The sequence below is a fragment of the Lysinibacillus sp. C5.1 genome (assembly GCF_016350185.1).
In the GTDB taxonomy this organism is placed as follows: domain Bacteria; phylum Bacillota; class Bacilli; order Bacillales_A; family Planococcaceae; genus Lysinibacillus; species Lysinibacillus sphaericus.
Window position 1 is genome coordinate 2,596,146 of the sequence record NZ_CP066226.1, and the last position, 17,262, is coordinate 2,613,407.

The following is a 17,262-nucleotide window of genomic DNA, read 5'->3' on the forward strand; positions in this document are numbered from 1 at the left end:
TATTGCGAGTAGTGGTTTATTTTTTTGTGCAAAATGAAGCTTTAAAGTGATCTTCTAAGTACGTGTGAATGTTATCCATGTGAACAATATCACCGTTCTGAAACTCCATGTAATCGTCATTGCTTACTATTAAACTGCCATAAAAATCCCGAAATTCTTTCTCAACCAAGTGATTTGTCGATACTCGATTAACTGTTTCGAGTGTTCCTAATACCATTGGATTCTCAACTTGAAGATTCATGTCCTCACCTTCTTTCTGATGGACTTTCCCATCAAGCAGCTTGTAAAATCAATTGAGGAGCCGGCTAACCAACCCTTTTTACAAACTGCTTGACGAGAGCGAGTTGCGACTCGCAAACGTCGAATATTGTGGTATACTATGTGTAGACAAAACCGCACTGCTGTTTAATCGTTCCCGCGATTAAGCAGCTTTTTTATTGCCAACAAGCAATAACTACTGGTACACCAATGGCGATGATGATTAGACCGCACTTCACACAGAACACTTTGTGGCGGTGGTCACGGCCATCGTCTGGCATGTATAAGTAATCCACTAACCACTTCACCATCGGCACCACCAATTGCCGACCGACACTAGACGTTGTTGTAAAGATAACCTGCTCCATCGTTTAAACTTGAACATCTTGCACCTCCCATTGCTGGATGTGATCTATCACTCTATCTATTTCTGCTAAATCAATTTTTTGATTGGCTTGTAAAGCTTTTAAACTTCTGATAATGTCATAAGCCCTTTCAATAGCTAAGTTGTAATCTTCCATTATTAAATTGGATTCAATTGCTCCTATTGCCCCGTAAATCGCTCTACGATGCTTGATAAGCATAATTACATCCACCATATAAAACCTCCTCCGATAAACGGTAATAACTGATTTACGATTGATAATGCATCCATTCCAAACATCATGGCAGCCGCTGCAACTTGCCCATCTGTAATTTGTATCCACTGCATAAATGTTGGCATATCAATTGTTTTAGTCTCTTTTTCAAATTTAGAAATACACGAACGGCTGCGATGTAGTTTGTCCGCTAATTCTTGTTGTGTGAGATTGGCTTTTACTCGTAGCGCTTTTAAGATAGCTCCGTATGACATTGGTCTCACCTCCTCTCAACGTTCCAAGGCGGAACAAGGGATAGCAAAAGCAGAACCAATTGTTGTTGATAGTTGAGGTAAAATAGTGTCAAGAGGTTGTATGCCCAATCACTTAAGTAAGTAGGGCTTAATTGGTCTTAATGCTTTTAGTGAATGAGGGGCTAACCCTGTATTTAAATCAATCCACTGTGTGTTGGCTTCAACCCATTGCATAAATAAGTGAGAGGGTACTAAAACACCCGCTTCTCGCAATACCGGAAAATCGGCTCTTGCAAGCAACGATGAAGCCTTTGTATCCGCAATTCGAAGCAATTTTTTTAACTCTTCTTTCGTTAAAAACGGTGGCAACTGTTGAATTTGTACATATGTCCCCTGTAAAGTTGCTTCCATCTCCTCACGAATCATCGTGCGAAACTCAAGCATCAAATTCTTCTTAAAATCCTCGCTAAACATGACCAGCCCTCCAATCTATAGGCTGCTTTGCCCGGCAGCCTCTTCCAATGAAACTTTTCGTGGAATCCAAGAATTGATATATCGTAGCGCTAGTTGTAAATCCTGACGACGAATATCCTTGTAACTGGCTACAGCAAACCGGTCTTTAATTTCACGATATAATTCACGAAAAAGTTTTGGTCGTAGTGTTGTGTCCTGTTCACATTCATAGACTTTTGTCGCTACAGCCTTTTGTACGGCACGCTGTTCACCTGACGTTAGGGTAATTTGCTCTTCAACCTTTTCATTGATAAGTGACAGTTCTTTACGGATCTCGTGTTGTTCTTTTTTAATCTCCTGCGTATCTTCAACCAAATCTGCAGTAGTACGAAGAACTGTGACAAGCGCTTGGTCTTTTGATAAAGGCACAATCTTTTCTTTCATGTTGTAGTACTCGTCCACTAGTTTTTCATAGGCATCCCACGCTCTATCGGTGTTAAGAGATTTTGCGTGTAACCATGCTCCCTTTTCAGTCCAAAGGTACAATGAAGAAGCAAATTTTAGGCTTTCATCATTTTGATGAATGGCTTTAAATTGTTTTAAGTCCTCACCCGAAAGATGAATAAAGTGTTTGCCTTCGATATACCGATCTTTGTTACGAGTGAAATTATTCGAAATGACTTTTACATCTGTTTCATAACTTTCAGCTAATTGATTTGTTGTTAACACACGCTGATTATCATGTACGATTACTTGTAATGGATTCATAAATAACCTCCTATTTTTGAAGTCTTCCAATCTGCTAAGCTAGTAGTAGATTGAAAATGATAAATTACATCCAATGACATCACTTACTAATCTTGATAATTCCACATTAAGTTGTTCTCTCACTTACCTAAATACAACAAAATGTTGTTTTAACGTTTAAAAAAATATCAATTGGTTCAACATTAAATAATGCTGCAATCGCTAAAGCAACTTTTAACGAGGGTGTTCTAACTCCCCGCTCGATCATTCCGTAGTAACTCTCAGTGATTGATATGTTGTATTCTTTTAGCAAATTCGCAACAACATCTTTTTGTAACCAACCTTTTTCTTTACGAAGACCTACTAACCTATGTCGACAAGTAGAATGGCTCAAATCATCACCTCCCCAACATTTTGTTGTTTTTATTTTACACAACAAAATGTTGTGAGTCAACAATAAATCGGATTTTTTGTTGTATTTGATTTTTATTTACCTAATTACCCAACTATTAGTTGTATAATGTACTTACATATGCGAAAGAGGTGTAACCATGCCTAATGTCCCACAAAGACTTAAGGAATTAAGAAAAGAATTCAAATTAACACAAGCTGATATTGCTAAATTCTTGAATATTTCTGAGAGTGCCTATGGTTATTACGAACAAGGTCGCAATGAAATTTCAATAAGTAGCCTACAAAAATTAGCTGAAAAATATGGCGTTAGTGTCGCATATATTTTATGTGAAAGTGACGTTAAAAACCCTCATACTCAATCCATAAATGACGAAGCTGAATTCCAAGCATTCGCTAACGATCCTTCATTACAAAAATGGTACAAGGATTTACCTAAGAATCGCGAAGAGGATTTACAGAGATTACGAAAAATGTGGGAGATTTTGAAGGATAATGGTGAGATAAAATAAAGTAACACCAACTGTATATCCATTAAGTTACTTCTGTATGTAAAATATTTTTAGAAGGTATATTTTTTACTTATCTATTTTATTTACATATGTCAAAGGAGTGATTGAATGTTAGACCACCGCTTGAAGATAGCCAGAAAGGCAAAAAAACTTACACAAGAACAACTTGCGATACAAGTTCAAACCACTAAAGGTACAATTAGTAATTATGAAAATGGCTATAGCACTCCTTCTAATGAAATGCTTGTACTTTTAGCAAAAGCCTTAAATACTACAACAGATTATTTACTCGGTAACACTGATTATGATATACCACTTAACCAAACAGAGGACGAAGCTGAATTCCAAGCTTTCGCCAACGACCCATCATTACAAAAATGGTACAAGGATTTACCAAAGAATCGCGAAGAGGATTTACAGAGATTACGTAAAATGTGGGAGATTTTGAAGGATAGCGGTGAAATCAAATAAGGACATGCTTGCATGTCCTTTAAAACTTGTTATTAATTTTTCTATTATTGAGATGAGAAATAGGCATACCATTCGAATGGATGCCTATTTTTAGTACCTAAATAACCTACTTCTTTTTTTTATTACCCTCGAATTATTAATTCGTTTCTACTTCGGATACTTGCTTGTTCCAATAAATTAAATTGTTTAATAGTTTCTTTATAAGCATCATCTTTATAATCAAGATACTCAACTGTAATAACTACAGCGTAATTAAAGAAATCTGACATATCTTCATTAATATAACGATCCATAGCATGTAAAACTAAATATGGATTTTTTAAAGATTTATAATTAACTGTTGCTTCTTTTCTCAATACTGTGTCCCACTTGAAATCAGCTTTACGCTCTTCCTCTGTTTTTGGTTTCTTTGGTGCAGTTGTTATAGGGTATTTGGGCATCTCCCACCCTTGGGCTAGTAGTTGATTAACAAGATGTTTTTCCTCTATAACGTCGACTATCTTTGTTTTAGGGCTCACTCCTTTAGGCGCTTTTAACTTAAACTTATTATTGTGAGGATAAAATGTATCTTCTAATGTTACAGAAGTGTAGTCTTCAGTATTTACAGCATTAGGTTTAGTAGCTACTGAAATCGTCCATTGGATTTTAACTCTTCCCTTATAATCTAAATTCCCAGCAACTGGAACTGCTAATCTAGCATACTTTTTTGGTAAAATCCTATTACGATATAACACAGTAACCTTGTTTTTAGTACACCCTAAAATTTCATCAACATCATCCGGTACCAAACCATAACCACAATATTTATCAGGTTTATCCTCAGGATGTACAGCACTATTTATTACCAGCGCTTTCGCTACTAAAGGATCAACTATATTACAACGCCCAATTAATTCAGCAGATTTTTTAGCAACTAAAGGTGCAGCAAAGCTAGTCCCAGCAGATAAATATCTGTTCACGCCATCCACCCCAATTAAATGGAAAGGAGTAGTTTCACTACCACCAAAATCAAGAATATCAGGCTTAATTTTAGAACCTTCTCTTCCACTTCCTACACAGCTATATGAAGCTCTCTCTTTAATTTGCTTAGAATTGATTGTATACGCACCTACACCTAATCCATTAACAGTATCTGAAGGTGCCTGAATTCTATCATTTCCATTTTGAAGTTCTCCATCATTCCCAACAGCAACCACAAATAATCTTTCACCATTTTTTGATAACCCATCTATTACATATGTGAAACGAGATATGTAATCATCTTCTATAGGGCCATAAGGACCAATTGAAAGATTGAAAACCTTAATATCAGATCGATTAGGTACAACTTCTTCAACTACGTCTATTACGTCATATAAATCAAAATCTTTTTCATTAAGTAGAGGTAATACTCTGTAACTATCAACATTAATTATCGGAGTCTGTAATTGATCAGTACTGCTATAATGCCTAAGATCACCATAAAGTATTGTACCTGCTACGCCTAATCCATGTTGTACATAATTTAAATTTTTTTCAGTTTCAATAGGGTTGTGTTCAGATATAAATGGTGCTACTAAAGGAGAGTTTAACTCTACCCCCCCATCGAATACTCCTACTTTTATAGATGACTGAAATATTTCCGAAGGTGGTATCGGCAATTTAAACCCCTGAGTATTATTAATTCTAATATTTGGTAACCCTCTGAATTGTAGTGGGTGACAAGTACGCAATGGATTAAAATTCACCATTTTTTTTAACGTATCTTTGTCTAAATAAGCACTAATAAATATTGGTCCTGGTGAATAACTTCGAATTTTCAAAGTTGAAACATCTCCTCCATTTTTGGAAAATAACTGTTTAAACTTCTCAATTAACTCGCTCTCTAATTCCCCAAAAGGATGAAGTACAAATTCAATTCTACCAGCTGACCAATTTTCAGAAAAAATATCTAGCATACTTTCATGGGAATCTAAATAGATTTCTTCTACCGTTCTTATTTCATTTATTAAATTTTGACTCAAAAATTCCTCTGACGAAGCTATGATGTTCTCTAATTCATTAAGATTATCTTCATTAACCCTAATAAAAATATCTTTACCATCCTTTAGTTTTTTACCTTTTTTTGTATTTACCATACCACTCCATTTTTTAGTACCAATTTCAGTAGCTCCCATACTTCTAATAAGTGCTTTTGGATGATATGACTTAGCAGAATAACCTAATGATAACTTTAAATTAAGAACTATTTCAGGTAATTTATTTTCAGCATCTATATAAAGGATTTGCTGTTTAACTTGTGATATTTGATCTTTCAATTTCATTTTTACTTCATCATAACTTGGCCTATTATCTTGATTAGGTGCTCCTTTTCTCGGCTCTTCATGATAAATATAATTTTCCCCTTTACCTAAAATAGGTCTAAACATTTCTCCCATATTCATTACCCCCTATTTTTTCAAATAATATTGTACAGCTGAACTACTTTTCCCTAGCCATTTTGCAATAGTTCGGATTGGAATTCTAACTTGTTCATGGGCTAACTTAGCGAACTTCTTATTAAACTCTATAGAGCCATCATTTTTAAATTGTAGTAACTCTTGAATAATAGCCTCAGCATAATCAACATCATGTAATATCACGCGGCGTTTTGTTCGATCACTTAATTTTTTAATATCTGCTCCGGATAATCCATCAGTAAATTGTACTAATAAAGAGATTATTTCTTTGAGATTTTCAGCAACATCATTAAATTCACTTTCAAGCATTAATTTACGTTCTTTTGGACCGGGTAGTGTAATTTCAATATCTCTATCAAATCTTCTCCAAATCGCAGGATCTAAAAGATTAGGATGATTCGTTGCAGCAATAAGAATGGTATGTGATGGCCAATTTTCTAATTCCTTTAACAACACGTTTACTATTCGTTTTAATTCACCTAAGTCAGACATATCATCTCTTCGTTTTGCGACAGCATCAAACTCATCTAAAAGTAAAATTGATGGTTGATTTTTTACATAATCTAAAACTTTTTTTAAATTTTGTCCTGTTTTTCCTAAATAACTTGAAATAACACTAGATAAATCTAATGTGATCAAGCTAAGTTCGAATCTGTTAGATAAATACTTAGCAATTTGTGTCTTACCGACTCCAGGAGGACCGTGAAGCAATAAAGATGAAGGTGGTGTAAGTCCCACTTGCATTAATTTTTCACTTTGTTCTCTTTCTTTAATGAATGTCTCTAGTTGCTCTGCGATATTTTCAGAAAATATCGGTTTCTCCAAATCAATAAATTCTTCAATTAAAACTAAATCCTTCATAGACTCTGAATCTTGAGGAGTTGGAGATATCCCAATCGATCGTTGTGTACTTGCGCCTATTGAATGTTCTGCTAATGCTGATGCTATTTCATCCGCAATTTTAGGATGATCATCTTTAATTTTTCTAATTATCCTCATTGAAATAGCTCTTACTTCTCTTGAGTTATTATCTAAAGAGGCTCTTATCAACTGAGAAACTAATTTTTCTATACCCAATGTATTATAAACCTCCTTTTAATACATTTATAATACACTCAATAAACCATTTAAATCAACAACTAAATCAATAAATGTATTATTATTTATTAACAATATAAAATACAATACAAGTAAACTTCATGAGATAAAGTTTCACGCCACTACCAATTAGTAGGGTTTTATTGTAAAATAAAAAGAACATACGTTCTAATCGGAGGTGGTTACATGAACTATAGTCATTTAGAAGATTTCATTAAAGAATTCTACTTTAAAATGAATATCACCACTCCTCCCCTTTTGGATTTCAGAGATATTGCAAAAAATTTAGGTATTAAGGTTTTCTATTGGTCAGAAACTAGTCAGGCGTTATATGCGAACGACCTACCCTACATATTCTTAGACGAATCCCTTACCCAGCAGCAACAATGGCAGGATTTTTGCCATGAGTTAGCACATGTGTTACTACATACCGGGGATCAATTCTATATGTATCCCCTCTTCCGTGAATACCAAGAATATAAAGCGAATAATTTTATGTATCATGCCTGTATGCCTACCTTTATGTTGGATGAAATGCAGCTATATGATTATTTGCCTCAAACCGTGGTAAAACTTCAAGAGTTATTTAATGTTGAATATGAATTTGCTTTGAAGCGTTTAACACAATACTTAAACAAGCGTTTCTATGTTCCATATTGGAACAGCAGGAAATGTTGAAATTACTGCTTACTATGGGAAGATAAAAGTATCCGTACTTTATTTTAGAGGTGATTTTATGTTTTGTGAGAGAATCGACAAACATACTTGGCGATGTATTGGAGAAGGTCCTCGTCACCCTATTACAGGCAAACGTAGGCAAGTTACTAGACGTGGTAAAACCAAAAAGGAAGCTGAGGAAAAAGTAAAGCAAGGTGTTGCTGCATTAAAACATCAGTTTACGATTGATCCAGAAATACGTTTTGCAAAATTCTATAACCAATGGCTTACTCTCTATCGTCTGAAAGGAAATAAAGAAACGACTGTTAAATATAGAGAGTATTGTTTATCTGTCCTTAATCGATATTTAGCGGATTACAAATTAATTAATATTACAACGGTTCGCTATCAAAATGTCATTAATGACTTATTTGAAAAAGGCTGCGCCTATTTTACCCTTAGAGGCATTCAAAACGCTGCTAAGATGATGTTCAACTATGCAAAAGAAGTTGGTCTTATTGAGATTAATCCAGTAGATGGTGCATTTGTTCCAAAAAAGAAAATGACGTTGGAACAAGTGAGTGGCCAAGATGTAAGCCAGTTGTTTTTAGAAGCTGAAGAATTAAAGGAGTTTTTAAGAGAAACAGATCAATATCCTAATATCGCTTATCGCACAGTCATTTATACAATTGCATTTACGGGCATGCGTCCGGGTGAAGCACTTGCCCTCAAACTTGAGGATGTGGACCTGAACAATAAAACAATCCGCATTAACAAGACTAATTATGCGAAAGGTGATCGAAAAAAGGACTTTGAGTTAACGCCCCCTAAAACAATTGGAAGTGTTCGAATTATTGACATCGATGATATTGTAGTCGAGAAAATTCAAGAACTTATCGCTTTCCGTAAACTGAGCAAATGGCAAGATCATGGGTATGTATTTGGTGAGCAAGATGGGTTCCCTACTACCGTTAAAATGCTTAATAGAGCTGTTAAACGAATTGCTTCAAGAACGAATATTGACAAGCCATTCCGCACATATATTTTACGTCATACGCACATTAGTCTTTTGGCAGAAGCTGAGGTGGACTTGAATTACATTATGAATCGAGTAGGTCATAAAAACTCCGATACGACGACAAAAATTTACCTTCATGTAACAGGTGGTATGCGCGAAAATGCTTCTAAAAAAATGCATGCTAAATTCACTGCCCTATTAAATGATTAATTCTCAAAAAACTGTTTGGAATTAAAAAAAGGATAAATGTTGCTGTTTGGTTGCTTTTTAGCAAAATCAGCTTCATTTATCCTCTATAAACGTTGATATATCAAGGTTCTCCCGAAACCCGACCCCTTATATTCGTCGTAAGCATTCATGCTTTTACCCTCTTTCATATGTAATCACAAAGCCCATTATAGCAAGGTTTCTTACGAATGTACAAAACCTTGTTTTCGCCCAAATTCGCATGTTTTCGGGAGAAATGTGACTTTTTCGTGACTTTCGTGACTTTTTTTGTGTAACGAAAATTGCTTGTGTGACGCTCGTTACACAAACGAAAAAGACCAGGTCCACGAATAATAGTAAGAACCTGGTAATTGTGAGTATCTGATTCATTTGTTTATATTGTTAAAAAGTAATTCTTCCATTTGCGTTGCAAAAAATTATTGAACAGAAAACTAATAAAGTTATCTATTTTTTATCCTAGTAATTTACCTACAAATTACTTAGAATGGAAATATAATCATTTCTGAGGAGGAGTACAGTGAAAAAATCATTTTTAGGATTGGCTGTTAGTAGTATTTTGTTATCAACGTTATTTATCCCAACTGGCAACGAAAATGTACATGCAACAGCTTTGACAAACAAAGAAGTTATAACCCAAAATACATTTGATAAGGTTTCTAAAAAGGATTCTATAAAAAAAGAATCTGAGGTAGTTGAAACTAAAATTACTTCAGCTAAAGAGTTAAGAACTTATTTAGTATCAAATTATCCAGAGTTGCAAACTGACATCGTCACTATAAAATTTAATTATTCTGTCATTGAAAATGATAATATTAGTGCACCGTATGACTTTTATATAGATTACAATTTGTCTTTTACACCATTCTATCCAAATTTTGAATATGCGATGAATACACACTTAAATTCTATTAAGCATCAAGGTACGGCAAAAGAAGATGTTGAGGAGGCTAGAAAACAATTCAAAGATTTTATAGAAACAATGGCTAAAGATGTAATTGAAAAACTACCCAACAAGAAAATATTCGGGCAGGATTATGAATCTTGGTATGATTATCCATATATAAAAAGAGGTTATAACAAAAGAACTTCTATGAGTTGGACTAATTATGAACCTATTAATATAGGAGTAGAGTGGCCAGGTCCTCGACCAGAAGACTATTTTAGAGTGACAGATCAACTTGATAAAAACTACGATCGAGTTTTATCAGCTCAATACCAACAGGATGAAAGAATGCGAGATCAATTTACAACAAAATATATGTTCTTAAAATACAATGATTTCGAAATTACAGAATTCGGTTGGCGAACATATTTAGATGCATATAGTTATTCGAAATATTAAAAGTAATTATCTCTCACAAACGATGTGGTAATCGCTGAATTAGTATTCTGATGTTGAAGTCTTCATATTATAAATATTAATTCTTTCATGAATACTCATTCTTATATTTTATTTTTTTCAAACATAAAAGCCCGTTACTACTTTTAATTTTAGCAGAGCGGGCTTATTTTTATTTACTACGTCTTTGCTCAATCGTAATATACAAACCAATCAAACGATCCGTTGTCATCAAACCATTTTGTAAATCCTTCAAGTGCGAACCTTGAATAATACCATTCTTCACCGCCTGTGCAATGAAGTTTTCTGTTTCAGTTTTCATTACTGGAGAACCTGGATTCCATGTTGTATTTGCCACTGTAGTTTCCTCCTTCTTGTCTTCCACAATTAATTGCACTTTCAATTTACTGTTACTTGGTACGATTACTTGTCCTTCTAACTTGTAGCCTTTAGGCATCTTCCAATTTCGTTTCACTTCAAAATGTGGACGGTCTATTCTGCGTGCCCAATCACCGCCCCAGGTAATGCCTAACTTACGAGCTATAGCCCCGACTTTTGTTAATATATCTACATCATATAAGGATTTAGGGGGAGCTACGGCAATGTCCCACGCTAATCTTGAAGTATGATTACTCCTCAGCGTCCACGTCACAACTTTCCCTGGTCTTGTTCTGCCTTGTGCATATAGATAATTTTGCCGTGCTTGCGATCGGTAAGTTTCCGTAACAAAGATATTTTTGATTCCCGCTTTATAGCACTCTTGAAAGAGCAATCTGCACGCTGTTTGGGCCACTGGTAATAGTTCACCTAAATCTCGGCATGTAGTTGTGACACTCATTGTTTATCATCCTTTTTTTCATCGTTGTCAATTTGTAACTGCTTAAAAGCACTCGTTAAAAACTTCGGTACTCTCATTCCTAACTTACCAAGATTCTCAATCATACTGATACCTTCCATACCAATTAGAAAAAGAATCATGGCATTGCGCATAAAGTTGGCACTCTCTGTTGCTAAGTCCAGTTGTACTGCAGCAATCACCATCAAAATCATAGCTAGCTTTTTAAATAGCCCTATCAAGGCTTTTCTGCTATCAACATTTTTCACAACAAACGCAACCATAACGCCTAAAATATAATCAATCGCCATAAAAATAACGAAGGCTTTGAATAAATGGTCAATCCCACCAACAAAATAGGCGACCCCTGCCACGGAGCCGCCTACGAGTGATGTATATAATGTGTCTGTTTTCATTGGATACCTTTCTTTTTGCATAATAAAAGCCCTCCACAGATGATTGTAGAAGGCTTAAAATCTATTTTAATTTTACTTATTTTGAAACGATCAAGCATTTAAGTCTGTTATTGAAGGGATAGTAATTTCCTTAACACATGAAACTGGTGATAAATTAATCACACATTGCACAATAGATACAATATCTTGTACAGGTATACGTGTACCTTCATATAAATCAATTGCCTTTTCTGCACCTTCTTCATAAGGTACTTCTGCTGCTAGCTCCCCTGGATTAATACAAGTGACAGGAATTTTATCTCCTCTCAAATGTTCACGTAGAGCATTTGTAATGCCTCGTAAGCCGAATTTAGATGCAACAAATGAAACCTGTGAACTATTTGTATGTTCTAAGCCTGCCGTTGAACCAATTAAAATGACTTTTCCATTTTTAGCTTGTCTTAAGTTTGGTAGAAGCGCTTGAATATACGTAATAGTAGAAGTTAGATTTATATTGATTAAGTTGGAAATATCTTCGATTTCATCCTTATCAAATGTATAGTCATCTTCGAAACCACGCTTTTCCCATACGCCAACATTATATATTAATACATCTATTGCAATGTCTTTTAAGGTTTCCTTTAAAGAAGAGATGTGTTGTTGACTTGATAAATCTATTGAAAGCCATTTGCGATTTACACCATCATTAATATCCAAACTTTCTGGTCGTGTTCTTGACACCATCCATACTGTATCTCCCTCTATGGGTAGACCCTTTACAAAGGCGTCGCCAAGCCCTTGACTTGCTCCAAAAATAATAAAGTCTTTACTCATCCAATCTTCCTCTCCAATAACTATCTTTTGATTATTTAAGATAGAAAACAATATAACAATTAAATCTATTATATTGTACAATATTATTATTTCACTTCATTCTTTTGACTGAAATCCATAAATTTTACTATCATTTTCTTGTTCTAGTTTGTGATACACCACTTGGCGCAAATTTGATAGATTTGGTACTTGATTACGTTTATGTGGACGTGCTAGCACATAGTTATACCAGATAGCTACTAGTCCACTCTGTTCATTAAAAATTTTTTGTTCGCCTCCTTCTGATTCCTTTGCAATTAACGAGGAAAGCTCTATAATCGCCCTTTCCTGCTCTGCTAAACGTTGCTCTTGGTTCGCTATATACGTTGACATCTCCCTCATACTGCTCACTAGAAGTTGGTTTTCTTGTTCTAAACGTGCAGCCTTTTCTTCTGCTGTGTCTTCGTCACCGAACTTTTTCATTTCACCCATTGTGCCATCGGGATTACGTACTTTATATTGAAATGCCATTAGTCCACCGCCCCTGTTATCAAATGTATTTTGTGATGAGATGCCAAGTCTTTACGCGTTGACGTAATTTTTAATACAATTCGTTGTTTAGCTTCCATTCCTTTATGCTCGAAGGTGTCCTCCACGACACCTTGTTTGGCTGTGATGGGTGCTGTATTCACCGGTGTTAACATCGTGTATTGCTCTTGCTCACCTTTTGCAGTCATAGATACTTCCACTTTTATTTCAAGTACTTCATCTTGTTGAATAAACAATAAAACGCCCTTTGCAGATCCGCTAGGCGGCTCGATTTGGTAACGAGCAACGGATTGTAAAATAGGCGTTTTCACTTCTTTTTTATTTAGTTGTATCGTTTTACTTGTCTTGGCTCCGAAATTATCCACGACCTCAAGAACAATCGTATTTTCACCTGTTCTTAATTGTGCTAGCTTTACATAAAACTTCCACGCGCCACCTGAACCACTGTAAATTTCCACTGGCTCACCTGCATTAATACGGCTTGTCACTTTCACCGTGGCATTTGCATCGTCATCCGATGCTTTACCAGATATTTTGAATGTATCGGTATCAACGACACCAGAAGTCACGACTGCATCCACCGATAACAAAGGTGCTCTGTTCACGTACGACCGAAAACCTTTGTTCTATTTTTGGAGAGATTCCTTTTTCCGTATCCTCTGCCCATACAAATAATTTTTGAATGGTTCCTTCGGATAATTGGCCCGTAATAGCCGTTTTACCCTGATAGAGCTTGCCACCTTTAAAAGTTAACTGCTTTGTTAAAGGGAATCTTACCTGACTTAGATTGGTCGCTAATATTTTACGAGGCTCCTCATCACGTTGCCAGATGGACTCCGTAACTTTACAGTAGGTGCTACATTGTGTTCAATTGTCAATACGTCTGAATGGATATAATCGGAGTATACATTGCTTGTATTTTTTGCTCGTACACGCAGTTCTAATGTTGTATGTGTTGGATTAGCACTAATTTGGAGGCTAGTTATATGGAAATGATGTCCAATCGTCTGTGCTATTATATCGGTAATCTACTTCATAAAGTGCGAGATTCGTAGCGCGAGAGGCGCCAAATGTGATGTTTACCGTCTCGTCTGGTTTGAACTTTTTGCCTTGTGTTGGGGATGTTAATGGACCAGGCGGTGCAATGGCTTGATTGACACGGCTGCCTCTGACATACCAATACCCATCACTATGTCCAAAAATGTTGGTTTAACAGCATTTCGATTTTTTTCATTAAATTAATGTAACAAAAAAATTATGAAGTGCATGCAATATTATAACTGACCATAATGAACCGGTTTTCTTGTACACAAACCCGAAGAATAGACCTAAAACAAAAACATAAATATGAGTCCCAAAATGGAAGATTATTTCATTTTGAATCCAAATTGGATAGTGTATCACTAAAAATAATAAAGCAGTTACAATATTTGCTTTCCAAAAAGCTATTTTTTTATTGATTTCTTGTAAAATTAATCCCCTGAAAACAATTTCTTCGGCTAGTCCTGCCATAAGAATACCATTAAGGTAATCATCAAAGGATAATGAAAATTGAAATGATTGCTGATTAATGCTATATGTTTCAAAAGCAAAATATAAGCCAACTAACAGTGAAAGAACGACTCCCCAAAATAAACCTTTTTTAACATTAACGTTCATTCTTAAGTAGTCGAATGAGTTAGTATGTAAATAATATTTTATGTATAACCAAGTTGGAACAATCCATACGATCCCCTTAACCAACGCTTCTAATAATGGAGAAATTATTTCACCAAACAAATAAATATAGTCAATTAACCATAACTCTTTAATTGCCCATACTAAGTAAAATAGGAGTAGAAACCCTATCATCGATTTCACATCATTATTTTTCACTTTACTTTCAATACTTAATTGCGATTCCATTTCTACCTCCTTAAATGTAATTATTTACCTTTTTAGATTATATCATATTATGAACAAGTGGAACGAACAGCCTTACTTTAAAATTATTTTTCACAGCTTCTCTGAGTGTAATTTTCTATAAAAAATTAAGCTAGAAGTATTTGATAATTAATATATTATATGAATCACCCTTGCTGCTAAAATTCAATTTCTAATTTACTTCTTTGAAGAAATTTGCAAAAGATGATTCGCAATATACTTCAGCTTGGAAGAGAACTCCGATTCATTTAGTGTTTTATGCTGTTATAATCGAAATCAACAATTTTAGTTTCTAAGTCGCCTTATAGTGTAGGTCATTGTTAGATGCACTTGCTTGTCAATCCACCCAGTTGCATCGTCGGTAGAAGTATCCCATACAACGTCAAAACTACCTAATTTATCAAAAAATAATTGTTTAGTTGCAACAGTTTTACCATTTATGCTAATGTACCCCAAACATGAAATATTGGTTGTCCATCCTCTGTTCCTCTACTACATTTACTATACGACAACGTTAGCTGAAAAAAGCACCAAGGAATCGTTTGAGGATATTTCTTTTCTTACCGATGTGAACCAGTATAAATCTGGCTAGACCCCCGTAAGAAATTTGCACGATTGAGGAACAATTACTGTGTTGGAAAACTTCCTTAGTGAAAATACCTATAAATATTCTACCTACACTCTAATTAAAATTGAATAATCTAGAAATGATTTCATCACTTCCTGGAGAAAACATAAATATTGAGAACGAAATACATAATAATCCTATAAGTATCAAGCTTAATCTTTTTTTCCCAAGTAACCCCTTAATCACTAAAAATAATCCTATAAATAATATCAAAAAATACCATAATCCCATAATTTCACCCCTTATATAACTTAATACTATGACGTTTCCGTTAACTACAAAGTTCTTCCTTTTTTCGAAATAATTACTATTCTAGTTAAATAAAAAATGTCCCCAAGCGTCCTTTAGTAATCTTTAAGGTGTAATCTACAGTCTGGCCCTTTAATGAAATCAAACCATGTTTCTTATTAAGAATCGCACCCTATTGTTGTATCACGAATATCGCGTTCGCAAGGTTATATATCTTAAACAACGCTTTGGTAGCTTTATATACTTCAATTAACGTAACAGGTTAGTTGACGAGTTATATTTGTTTTATAATGTAAAAATTGGTAAAATAAATATTGACTTTTAAATGTTACAAATAGTGGGAGATGTTAATTGTGCATTCAACATACGTTCTTTACAATATTGTTCCTTTCGGATTTCTAATTTTGCTAGTATATATTTTTATTGATGTATTTCTTGACTATTTTAGAAAAGAAATAAAAAGTAATAAAAAACGAATTATTCTATATAGCTTTATCTTTTACTTAATAAGTTTAATTCAAATTAAAACTGGTGGATTCACGCTCCCTCAAAATCCAGCAGACAATGGTAGAGGATTTATTTCAACGAATGACTGGTTTGGAATATTTGATACGATGCACTTTCATATTTCTATTTTTAGTTATTCAGCTTTATTTTATAATTTTATTTTATTTGTACCATTTGGGATTTTTTTATTACTCCTTTTCAATTTAAAAAGTAACAAAAAAGCAATTTCTATTGTTGTTTTAAGTTGTTTAGTGATACATTTCGCCCATCTTTTACTTGGGCGGTCTGGTTTTACTAAGGGCCACTTTGGTAATATGGATATTTTCTGTTCGTTATTTAATGTTTTGGGTGGGGTCTTAGGAATCTTTTTAGTAAAGTACGCAGTAAATTATATTCACTCATATAAATTAAACACCCAAACAAAAATTGTCGATTAAAATATACACCAAAAAGGCACGAATGTTGTTAAATCAACGTTTTTGCCTTTTCACTTTAACTATTGATTGTACATTTTTTATACAAATTGCACAAACAGTAGAGCGTCTATACTTACAGAGTTTGTTTATAAATTTGCATAAAAACTTGTATAACATATCATCGAAAATTTTATTCCACAATATTATCGCATGTATCATCTACATTAACCGTATTGTTGTACTCATCTATTACAAAGCAACAAAAGCAAAGATGTCCTCAAGTCCAGCAAAATTTTCCACACATAATAGATGCACCACTCTAATGATTTTACTTGTCTTAGCCCCGTAATTATCTACGACCAAAACACTACTAATTGCGCAAGTGATACTTAAAACTCCTAAGGACCACCTGAACCACTGTAAATTTCCATTGGCTCACCTGCGTTGATACGACTTGTCACCTTTACCGTGGCATTTGCATCTTC

The 17,262-nt window shown here is 34.5% G+C and carries 21 protein-coding genes; 6 read left to right on the plus strand and 15 right to left on the minus strand.

Annotated elements, in window-relative coordinates:
• Positions 1 to 16 precede the first annotated feature (16 nt).
• The 7 genes from I5435_RS12545 to I5435_RS12575 form a co-directional block, all read right to left on the minus strand.
• Positions 17 to 241 carry a YqaI family protein gene (locus I5435_RS12545; protein WP_337982372.1) on the minus strand — a complete coding sequence of 75 codons (225 nt, stop codon included), beginning with the start codon at positions 239 to 241 and terminating at the stop codon, positions 17 to 19.
• 193 nt (positions 242 to 434) lie between these two features.
• Positions 435 to 569 carry a hypothetical protein gene (locus I5435_RS12550; protein ID WP_337982373.1) on the minus strand — a complete coding sequence of 45 codons (135 nt, stop codon included), beginning with the start codon at positions 567 to 569 and terminating at the stop codon, positions 435 to 437.
• A gap of 60 nt (positions 570 to 629) precedes the next feature.
• Positions 630 to 857 (minus strand): hypothetical protein, encoded by a 228-nt coding sequence (locus I5435_RS12555; protein WP_337982374.1) that lies wholly within the window; start codon positions 855 to 857, stop codon positions 630 to 632.
• Positions 845 to 1,111: a helix-turn-helix domain-containing protein gene (locus tag I5435_RS12560; RefSeq protein WP_337982375.1), complete on the minus strand. Its 267-nt coding sequence runs from the start codon at positions 1,109 to 1,111 to the stop codon at positions 845 to 847. The genes I5435_RS12555 and I5435_RS12560 overlap by 13 nt, the downstream gene beginning before the upstream one ends.
• A 108-nt stretch (positions 1,112 to 1,219) precedes the next feature.
• Positions 1,220 to 1,564 carry a DNA-binding protein gene (locus I5435_RS12565; RefSeq protein ID WP_337982376.1) on the minus strand — a complete coding sequence of 115 codons (345 nt, stop codon included), beginning with the start codon at positions 1,562 to 1,564 and terminating at the stop codon, positions 1,220 to 1,222.
• 15 nt (positions 1,565 to 1,579) lie between these two features.
• Positions 1,580 to 2,311, minus strand: a complete 732-nt coding sequence (locus I5435_RS12570) for an ORF6N domain-containing protein (protein WP_337982377.1) — start codon at positions 2,309 to 2,311, stop codon at positions 1,580 to 1,582.
• Between the two features lie 127 nt (positions 2,312 to 2,438).
• Entirely contained in the window at positions 2,439 to 2,684 is a 246-nt protein-coding gene (locus I5435_RS12575; RefSeq protein WP_108030165.1) for a helix-turn-helix transcriptional regulator, read from the minus strand.
• A 157-nt stretch (positions 2,685 to 2,841) separates the two neighbouring features.
• On the opposite strand from I5435_RS12575, the gene I5435_RS12580 reads away from it, so the two are divergent.
• Both I5435_RS12580 and I5435_RS12585 read left to right on the plus strand, forming a co-directional pair.
• Positions 2,842 to 3,213 (plus strand): helix-turn-helix domain-containing protein, encoded by a 372-nt coding sequence (locus I5435_RS12580; RefSeq protein WP_108030164.1) that lies wholly within the window; start codon positions 2,842 to 2,844, stop codon positions 3,211 to 3,213.
• Positions 3,214 to 3,321: 108 nt separating this feature from the next.
• Positions 3,322 to 3,684: a helix-turn-helix domain-containing protein gene (locus I5435_RS12585; protein WP_229386897.1), complete on the plus strand. Its 363-nt coding sequence runs from the start codon at positions 3,322 to 3,324 to the stop codon at positions 3,682 to 3,684.
• Positions 3,685 to 3,806: 122 nt separating this feature from the next.
• Here the strand turns inward: I5435_RS12585 and I5435_RS12590 are convergent, their stop codons facing one another.
• A complete protein-coding gene (locus tag I5435_RS12590) occupies positions 3,807 to 6,101 on the minus strand; it encodes a S8 family peptidase (protein ID WP_337982378.1) in 2,295 nt (764 codons plus the stop codon).
• Positions 6,102 to 6,113: 12 nt separating this feature from the next.
• A complete protein-coding gene (locus tag I5435_RS12595) occupies positions 6,114 to 7,199 on the minus strand; it encodes an AAA family ATPase (protein WP_337982379.1) in 1,086 nt (361 codons plus the stop codon).
• A 207-nt stretch (positions 7,200 to 7,406) separates the two neighbouring features.
• Here I5435_RS12595 and I5435_RS12600 point away from each other — a divergent pair, with 207 nt between their 5' ends.
• The 3 genes from I5435_RS12600 (at position 7,407) to I5435_RS12610 (ending at position 10,465) form a co-directional block, all read left to right on the plus strand.
• Positions 7,407 to 7,898, plus strand: coding sequence for an ImmA/IrrE family metallo-endopeptidase (locus tag I5435_RS12600; RefSeq protein WP_337982380.1), 492 nt, complete (start codon positions 7,407 to 7,409; stop codon positions 7,896 to 7,898).
• A 58-nt stretch (positions 7,899 to 7,956) separates the two neighbouring features.
• A complete protein-coding gene (locus I5435_RS12605) occupies positions 7,957 to 9,105 on the plus strand; it encodes a site-specific integrase (protein WP_337982381.1) in 1,149 nt (382 codons plus the stop codon).
• 535 nt (positions 9,106 to 9,640) lie between these two features.
• A complete protein-coding gene (locus I5435_RS12610; RefSeq protein ID WP_337982382.1) occupies positions 9,641 to 10,465 on the plus strand; it encodes a hypothetical protein in 825 nt (274 codons plus the stop codon).
• A gap of 169 nt (positions 10,466 to 10,634) precedes the next feature.
• Here the strand turns inward: I5435_RS12610 and I5435_RS12615 are convergent, their stop codons facing one another.
• The 6 genes from I5435_RS12615 to I5435_RS12640 form a co-directional block, all read right to left on the minus strand.
• The gene (locus tag I5435_RS12615) at positions 10,635 to 11,300 is read right to left on the minus strand and encodes a M15 family metallopeptidase (RefSeq protein ID WP_337982383.1); all 666 of its coding nucleotides are present in this window, start codon (positions 11,298 to 11,300) and stop codon (positions 10,635 to 10,637) included.
• Positions 11,297 to 11,734 carry a phage holin family protein gene (locus tag I5435_RS12620; protein ID WP_337982384.1) on the minus strand — a complete coding sequence of 146 codons (438 nt, stop codon included), beginning with the start codon at positions 11,732 to 11,734 and terminating at the stop codon, positions 11,297 to 11,299. Before I5435_RS12620 ends, I5435_RS12615 begins: the two co-directional genes overlap by 4 nt.
• A gap of 69 nt (positions 11,735 to 11,803) precedes the next feature.
• Positions 11,804 to 12,526, minus strand: coding sequence for an SDR family oxidoreductase (locus I5435_RS12625; RefSeq protein ID WP_024364755.1), 723 nt, complete (start codon positions 12,524 to 12,526; stop codon positions 11,804 to 11,806).
• 96 nt (positions 12,527 to 12,622) lie between these two features.
• A complete protein-coding gene (locus I5435_RS12630; RefSeq protein WP_337982385.1) occupies positions 12,623 to 13,036 on the minus strand; it encodes a hypothetical protein in 414 nt (137 codons plus the stop codon).
• Positions 13,036 to 13,659 carry a hypothetical protein gene (locus I5435_RS12635; protein ID WP_337982386.1) on the minus strand — a complete coding sequence of 208 codons (624 nt, stop codon included), beginning with the start codon at positions 13,657 to 13,659 and terminating at the stop codon, positions 13,036 to 13,038. Before I5435_RS12635 ends, I5435_RS12630 begins: the two co-directional genes overlap by 1 nt.
• 628 nt (positions 13,660 to 14,287) lie before the next feature.
• Positions 14,288 to 14,959 (minus strand): CPBP family intramembrane glutamic endopeptidase, encoded by a 672-nt coding sequence (locus I5435_RS12640; RefSeq protein ID WP_337982387.1) that lies wholly within the window; start codon positions 14,957 to 14,959, stop codon positions 14,288 to 14,290.
• A 1,239-nt stretch (positions 14,960 to 16,198) separates the two neighbouring features.
• Between I5435_RS12640 and I5435_RS12645 the strand changes: the two genes are divergently transcribed.
• Positions 16,199 to 16,798 carry a VanZ family protein gene (locus I5435_RS12645; protein ID WP_029747468.1) on the plus strand — a complete coding sequence of 200 codons (600 nt, stop codon included), beginning with the start codon at positions 16,199 to 16,201 and terminating at the stop codon, positions 16,796 to 16,798.
• The last annotated feature ends 464 nt before the right edge of the window (positions 16,799 to 17,262 follow it).

What these genes read in the sequence shown, in the direction of transcription:
- I5435_RS12590 (WP_337982378.1), bottom strand. Translation starts at nt 6,101, where the DNA reads ATGGGAGAAATGTTTAGACCTATTTTAGGTAAAGGGGAAAATTATATT.
- I5435_RS12625 (WP_024364755.1), bottom strand. Translation starts at nt 12,526, where the DNA reads ATGAGTAAAGACTTTATTATTTTTGGAGCAAGTCAAGGGCTTGGCGAC.
- I5435_RS12580 (WP_108030164.1), top strand. Translation starts at nt 2,842, where the DNA reads ATGCCTAATGTCCCACAAAGACTTAAGGAATTAAGAAAAGAATTCAAA.
- I5435_RS12560 (WP_337982375.1), bottom strand. Translation starts at nt 1,111, where the DNA reads ATGTCATACGGAGCTATCTTAAAAGCGCTACGAGTAAAAGCCAATCTC.
- I5435_RS12570 (WP_337982377.1), bottom strand. Translation starts at nt 2,311, where the DNA reads ATGAATCCATTACAAGTAATCGTACATGATAATCAGCGTGTGTTAACA.
- I5435_RS12555 (WP_337982374.1), bottom strand. Translation starts at nt 857, where the DNA reads ATGGTGGATGTAATTATGCTTATCAAGCATCGTAGAGCGATTTACGGG.
- I5435_RS12640 (WP_337982387.1), bottom strand. Translation starts at nt 14,959, where the DNA reads ATGGAATCGCAATTAAGTATTGAAAGTAAAGTGAAAAATAATGATGTG.
- I5435_RS12605 (WP_337982381.1), top strand. Translation starts at nt 7,957, where the DNA reads ATGTTTTGTGAGAGAATCGACAAACATACTTGGCGATGTATTGGAGAA.
- I5435_RS12615 (WP_337982383.1), bottom strand. Translation starts at nt 11,300, where the DNA reads ATGAGTGTCACAACTACATGCCGAGATTTAGGTGAACTATTACCAGTG.
- I5435_RS12565 (WP_337982376.1), bottom strand. Translation starts at nt 1,564, where the DNA reads ATGTTTAGCGAGGATTTTAAGAAGAATTTGATGCTTGAGTTTCGCACG.
- I5435_RS12620 (WP_337982384.1), bottom strand. Translation starts at nt 11,734, where the DNA reads ATGCAAAAAGAAAGGTATCCAATGAAAACAGACACATTATATACATCA.
- I5435_RS12545 (WP_337982372.1), bottom strand. Translation starts at nt 241, where the DNA reads ATGAATCTTCAAGTTGAGAATCCAATGGTATTAGGAACACTCGAAACA.
- I5435_RS12550 (WP_337982373.1), bottom strand. Translation starts at nt 569, where the DNA reads ATGGTGAAGTGGTTAGTGGATTACTTATACATGCCAGACGATGGCCGT.
- I5435_RS12600 (WP_337982380.1), top strand. Translation starts at nt 7,407, where the DNA reads ATGAACTATAGTCATTTAGAAGATTTCATTAAAGAATTCTACTTTAAA.
- I5435_RS12645 (WP_029747468.1), top strand. Translation starts at nt 16,199, where the DNA reads ATGTTAATTGTGCATTCAACATACGTTCTTTACAATATTGTTCCTTTC.
- I5435_RS12585 (WP_229386897.1), top strand. Translation starts at nt 3,322, where the DNA reads ATGTTAGACCACCGCTTGAAGATAGCCAGAAAGGCAAAAAAACTTACA.
- I5435_RS12630 (WP_337982385.1), bottom strand. Translation starts at nt 13,036, where the DNA reads ATGGCATTTCAATATAAAGTACGTAATCCCGATGGCACAATGGGTGAA.